The sequence below is a fragment of the Pseudomonas sp. P7779 genome, from assembly GCF_013386315.1.
Taxonomy (GTDB): domain Bacteria; phylum Pseudomonadota; class Gammaproteobacteria; order Pseudomonadales; family Pseudomonadaceae; genus Aquipseudomonas.
In genome coordinates this window covers 1-5570 of record NZ_JACARZ010000177.1, presented here as the reverse complement: position 1 = coordinate 5570, position 5570 = coordinate 1, and the positions used below count along the sequence as shown (strand labels likewise).

The following is a 5570-nucleotide window of genomic DNA, read 5'->3' as shown; positions in this document are numbered from 1 at the left end:
TATCGGAGGAGGGGGCGGTGGTGGGTATGCAGTGGAGGAAGGAACCGAGTTGCTGACTATCATCGTGAACACCTTTAGGCACGCTCATTCAGGAATGCGCCTTTCAGGAAAACCTCCCTGCTTCCTGGACGCTCTTGCTGAGTGTCGGAAGCAGGGGGAATGGCTCCGCCTGTAAAGTGTTCAAGATGTCAGAAAATGTACGGATGACCGATCAGCGATGGTAATACCCCGGTCCGCCTTCGCTGTAGCGATGGTCATGCCAACCGCCGCCGCCGTGGGGGAAAATAATGCAGCCGCTCATGCTCAACATGATCAGCAAGGGAATCAGCAGCGTGATTCGACGAAGCATTTCAAAATCCTCTAGGGTGCTCTCAGGTTCAATCAGGCGTTGGGCAAGCCAAAGTTTTTCATCGCCTGTAACATGAGACCCCGCCGACCCCAATCCATCCCCGCTAACAGGTATGTGCTTGGTGTGGTAGTCGATACAAAGTGGACACAATTTTTCAGCTTCAGGAACCCGTCATGACCCAAAAGCAACGTTTGAAATACTCGATTCTGATCTCCCTGCTGGTGCTGGGGACGATGTTTGGCCTGTCCTACTTGCAGAACAACGGGGTCATCAGCGAAAAGACGTTCCAGTACATCGCGATTGCGGTAGCGGTAACCGTGGTGGTGATCAACGGTGTGATGCGTCGCAAGGTCAAGCCCAACCTTTGAGTCAGGCCCGGCCTTCCAGGACTTTGGCAGCCTGCTCGTGCAGGCTGTAGCTCTTGTCGGCGTTCAGGGTGATCACGCCTTCGGTGCACAGGCGCTTGAGCACCTCGCGCACGCTGAGAAACGACAACGGGATGCCCAGCTCCAGCAAATGGCTGTGCACGCCGCGCACGCCGAGCGTGCGCTGGTTGTCGGCGGCGGTCAGCAGGGCGTCGATGACCTTCAGCCGGATCAGGCTGGTGCGCAGGCCAAAGCATTTGAGCAAATGACGAATACGCTGGTTGCCATGTTCCGGCGCCTTGCCGAACGCCTGGTTGCCGGTGGCAAAACCTCCGTCATGCATGGGTGAGTGTCCTTCCGTGGGCAGTTGCGAGTTGTACATGCAGAAACTCCTTATCAGAGCCTGATCAGGAAAATGATGGCGCTCTTAGTTAATAAGACGTACGAGCTGCACAAATCATGAAGCGGGGGATGTAGAAATTTTGTCGGTAACATCCTGGAGACATACCGACCTGTCCGAATAAACGCCTGCGGCTGCTAAAATTATTCCCGGTATTTACGTCTTAACTGAGGTGTTGGCGAAGCTGTCCCTCGTCGCGGTGTTTAATTTGGCTGTGGAGTCTGCGTGATTATTTCCAACGGGTTGTTCAGGGTGTGTGTGGCAGGGGCGTTGCTGGGGCTGAGTCTTTCGGCCACGGCGCGGGTGCAGGAGCAACAGGCCACCGCCGAGATCCGTCGCACCAGCTTTGGTGTACCGCATATCCGGGCCAACGATGAGCGTGGGCTGGGGTTCGGCATCGGTTATGCCTATGCCCAGGACAACCTGTGCCTGCTGGCCAATGAGGTGGTAACGGTCAATGGCGAGCGTGCCAGGTACTTTGGTCCCGAGCAGGCGACCCTGGAAGGGCGTAACAACCTTGCCAACGACGTGTTCTTCACCTGGCTGAACACCCCCCAGGCCGTTGCGGCATTCTGGAAGGCCCAGCCCCCGGCGATGCAGCAGCGCATTGAAGGGTATGTTGCCGGTTACAACCACTACCTCAAGGAGCGCACTGCCCAGGGTTTGCCGGCGCAGTGCCAGGCGGCCTGGGTACGGCCGATCACGGCCGAAGACCTGGTCAAGCTGACCCGCCGGCTGCTGGTGGAAGGTGGCGTCGGGCAATTTGCCGAGGCCTTGGTGGGGGCCACGCCGCCCAACACCGTCGCCCAGGTGGACAGCAAGGCGTTTGAGGTCGCGGCGGCCAACCAGCAACGTTTCGCCCTGGACCGTGGCAGCAACGCGGTGGCGGTGGGGCGTGACCGTTCGTTCAACGGCCGCGGCATGCTGCTGGCCAACCCGCATTTTCCGTGGGTGGGCGGCATGCGTTTCTACGAGATGCACCTGACCATCCCCGGCCAGCTGGATGTGATGGGCGCTGCGTTGCCGGGCCTGCCGGTGATCAATATCGGCTTCAACCAGCACGTTGCGTGGACGCACACCGTTGATACGTCCAAGCACTTCACCCTGTATCGCCTGACTCTGGACCCCAAGGACCCGACTCGCTATTTGCTGGACGGCAAGTCCGTGCCCATGGATAAAACCACGATCAAGGTAGCGGTAAAAACTGCCGACGGCGGTACCCGGGAACAGTCCCGCACGGTCTACAGCTCGCAGTTCGGCCCCATCGTGCAATGGCCGGGCAAACTCGACTGGGACGCCAAATATGCCTTCAGCCTGCGGGATGCCAACCTGGGCAACGACCGTGTGCTGCAACAGTGGTACGCGATGAACCGCGCAGCGAACCTCAAGGAACTGCAAACCTCGGTACACACCCTGCAAGGTATCCCGTGGGTCAACACGGTGGCAGCGGATGACCAGGGTCAGAGCCTGTACATGAACCTGTCGGTGGTGCCGAACGTCAGCGCGAAAAAGCTCGCACAGTGCAGTGACCCACGGGTCGGGCTGCAATTCATCATGCTCGACGGCTCTCGCAGCGCCTGCGCCTGGGACGTGGACCCGCGTGCCGCCCAGGCCGGGATCTTCCCCGCCGAGCAACTGCCGCAACTGGAGCGCACCGACTACGTGCAGCACTCCAATGACTCGGCCTGGCTGGTCAACCCCAAGGCACCCTTGACCGGGTTCTCGCCCGTTATCAGCCAGGACAAGATCGGCTTGGGCCCGCGTGCGCGCTTTGCCTTGCAACGCTTGCAGGAGCTCGACAAGCAACCGATCAAGGTCGCCGACCTGCAGAATATGGTCATGGACAACCAGGTGTATCTTGCCAGCCAGGTGATGCCGGACTTGCTGAAGTTCTGCGCGGGTGCCGATGCCAGCGTGAAATCGGTGTGCGACAGCCTGAAAAACTGGGACCAGCGCGCCAACCTCGACAGCGGCCTGGGCCTGGTGCACTTCATCAACCTGGCGGAGCAACTGGCGCAAGCGCCGTACGCGTGGAAGGTGGGTTTCGATCCGGCACAACCCCTGACCACACCACGTGGGCTGGCGGTCGATCGGGCAAACGTGGCCAAGGCGCTGCATGAAGCGATGCTCGCGTCAGCCGCCGACGTGGCCAAGCGCGGGCTGACGGCGGACAGCCGCTGGGGTGATATTCAGGTCTCGGGTCAGACACCGATCCACGGCGGCCCGCAAGAGCTGGGCGTTTATAACGCCATGCAAAGCGTGCCTCGGGCCGATGGCAAGCGCGAGGTAGTCAGCGGCAGCAGCTACTTGCAGATCGTGACGTTCGACGAGAAGGGGCCCAATGCCAAAGGTGTGCTGGCATTCTCCTTGTCCAGCGACCCGGCGTCGAAATACTTCAAGGACCAGACCCAGGCGTTTTCCGAGAAAAAACTCAGCCCGCTGCCGTTTACCGAACAGCAGATCAAGGCGGACCCGCAGTATCAATTGCAGGTTATCCGTGACAAGGAAGAAGCCGGGCGGTAGGGTAGCCCACCAGGAATGCCTGCCCCTTGAGAGAATATTTTTTGAAATCAAGGGGTTGCAAGCCCTGGCAAATGAGTACATAATTGCGCCCATCGAACGCACTGAAGCATTAAAAACTTCAATGTTTTCAATGAGATAGAGTAGAGGCAAGCTTCACATAGCCCACTCAAGTTTGTATGCGGTGAATGTCGGTTGTAGGGCATTGATCGTTTGAGGCCGAGTAGCAAAATGGTTATGCAGCGGATTGCAAATCCGCCTACGCCGGTTCGATTCCGACCTCGGCCTCCACTCTTAGAAACCCCGTAGATTAACGTCTACGGGGTTTTTTATTGCCTTCGATCTACCAATCACTTCCGCATTTTTTCAAATCACTTCCGCAAGTCAGCATTAAACCTATCGTTTCGGTGCGAATGGCGAATCGGTCCTGCATCAATTTCGAACCTGGGAGAACGACGACTTTGTTGATCTGATTTTCTCTCCTGCAGACGTAAACGCTTATAGAGATCCGCCTTTTTCTTGGGGGCACACAAAGTCACGACCGTTTGAAAAAAATCGAAGTTTCACAAAAAAATTAGTATATTGAATACCAAGGTTAATTTCTAACGTGCATGCAGGAAGCAAAAAATGGTATCTGAGTTCACAATTGCCTCGCTCACCAAGGTTCTCTCGCCAATCGTAACGTTAATAGCAAAGGATTTAGTCGGCGCGTTCAAGGAGGGCATAGTTAAGGTCGACGCTTCGCGCTCTACTGAGATTGTTGCTGGTTTAGTTCTTAATATAAATACAGTTAAAACTATCTGGTCAAAAGATAGGGGGTTGCTGCTTGATGAGTTTTATTATGCGCCCAAAGTTTTGTATAAATCTTCTGGTCGAGTGATAAATATTTCAGAGCTTTTGGAGCAGAACTCTGTAGTAGAAGGAATTGTCGGTCAAGGCAAGTCAATGCTAATGCGGCAACTTTGTAACTCGGTAATTGATACGGGGCGAATCCCCGTTTTTCTTGAGTTAAGAATGCTCGGCAAAGAACGAAATTTAATTGACTTGATTTTGGATTATCTTGATGCTTGCGGTATTAAAGGAGGTGTTGCCGTTTTTCAGTATCTTGCGCAGGCAGGTAGGATTGCTTTGATACTTGATGGATTTGACGAAGTTTCTTCTGATATGATCAAAGCAACTGTTTATCAAATAGAGCAATTCCAGAAAAAGTATCCTGATCTAGTTCAGGTTGTATCTACGCGCCCTAACAATGCCATATCAAATCTTTCAGGATTTGAATTGTTCAGTGTTGCGCCCTTAACAGAAGCGGATTACGAGCCGTTTCTGAATAAATTAGTAAAGGATGTGTTGTTTAAGTCAAGCTTGAATATAGCTATTGCAAACGCTCCAGCAAGTATCAAGGGCGTAATAACGACTCCTCTTATGTTGACTTTGTTATGTTTGGTCTATGAAAATGAAAGTGAGATCCCATCCTCGTTGCCTGATTTTTTTGACCGCCTATTCAATGCTGTGTTTACTCGGCATGATAAATTTAAAGTAGGCTTTCAACGTGAGCTTTCTAGTGGGTTGCCAGAATCTAAAATAAGGAAGTTGTTTGATTCCTTTTGCTTTATGACGTTACAGCTAGGGCATGGCCGAAGCCTTAAAAATTCTGAGTTCGAAGCTGTATTTTCTGGTGCGTGCCAAATGACTCCATTAGTGAATTGTGAATTAGATGGGTTCAAAAAGGATATCATCCAGGTGGCGTGTTTGATGTTGGAAGATGGATATGATGAAATTGTTTTTCTACATAAAAGTATTCTTGAATATCATTCAGCAGTATTCATAAAGGCATCCTCAGAAGGTGTAAGTGAAAAGTTTTACGGAAATACTACGAAGGCCCTTCATATATGGTCGGAGGTATTAGTGTTTCTGAAGTATATTGATGCTTATAGAT

General features: G+C 53.4%; 5 protein-coding genes and 1 tRNA gene. 4 read left to right on the top strand and 2 right to left on the bottom strand.

The window, feature by feature from the left end; translation table 11 throughout:
• Positions 1-211: 211 nt before the first annotated feature.
• Positions 212-349 (bottom strand): hypothetical protein, encoded by a 138-nt coding sequence (locus HX869_RS30815; protein ID WP_003207572.1) that lies wholly within the window; start codon positions 347-349, stop codon positions 212-214.
• Between the two features lie 173 nt (positions 350-522).
• On the opposite strand from HX869_RS30815, the gene HX869_RS30810 reads away from it, so the two are divergent.
• Positions 523-717 carry a hypothetical protein gene (locus HX869_RS30810; protein WP_003207574.1) on the top strand — a complete coding sequence of 65 codons (195 nt, stop codon included), beginning with the start codon at positions 523-525 and terminating at the stop codon, positions 715-717.
• 1 nt (position 718) lies between these two features.
• On the opposite strand, the gene HX869_RS30805 is transcribed toward HX869_RS30810, so the two are convergent.
• The gene (locus tag HX869_RS30805; RefSeq protein WP_032899365.1) at positions 719-1096 is read right to left on the bottom strand and encodes a hypothetical protein; all 378 of its coding nucleotides are present in this window, start codon (positions 1094-1096) and stop codon (positions 719-721) included.
• 243 nt (positions 1097-1339) lie between these two features.
• Here HX869_RS30805 and HX869_RS30800 point away from each other — a divergent pair, with 243 nt between their 5' ends.
• The 3 genes from HX869_RS30800 to HX869_RS30790 all read left to right on the top strand — a co-directional run.
• Positions 1340-3637: an acylase gene (locus tag HX869_RS30800; RefSeq protein ID WP_178904147.1), complete on the top strand. Its 2298-nt coding sequence runs from the start codon at positions 1340-1342 to the stop codon at positions 3635-3637.
• A 214-nt stretch (positions 3638-3851) separates the two neighbouring features.
• Positions 3852-3925 (top strand) — tRNA-Cys (locus HX869_RS30795).
• A 336-nt stretch (positions 3926-4261) separates the two neighbouring features.
• Positions 4262-5570 (top strand): NACHT domain-containing NTPase (locus HX869_RS30790; protein ID WP_178904146.1); only part of this gene is annotated, 1309 nt, incomplete at its 3' end.

Bases quoted from the DNA above. Each gene is read 5' to 3' on its own strand.
- HX869_RS30815 (WP_003207572.1), bottom strand. From the start codon at position 349: ATGCTTCGTCGAATCACGCTGCTGATTCCCTTGCTGATCATGTTGAGC.
- HX869_RS30810 (WP_003207574.1), top strand. From the start codon at position 523: ATGACCCAAAAGCAACGTTTGAAATACTCGATTCTGATCTCCCTGCTG.
- HX869_RS30805 (WP_032899365.1), bottom strand. From the start codon at position 1,096: ATGTACAACTCGCAACTGCCCACGGAAGGACACTCACCCATGCATGAC.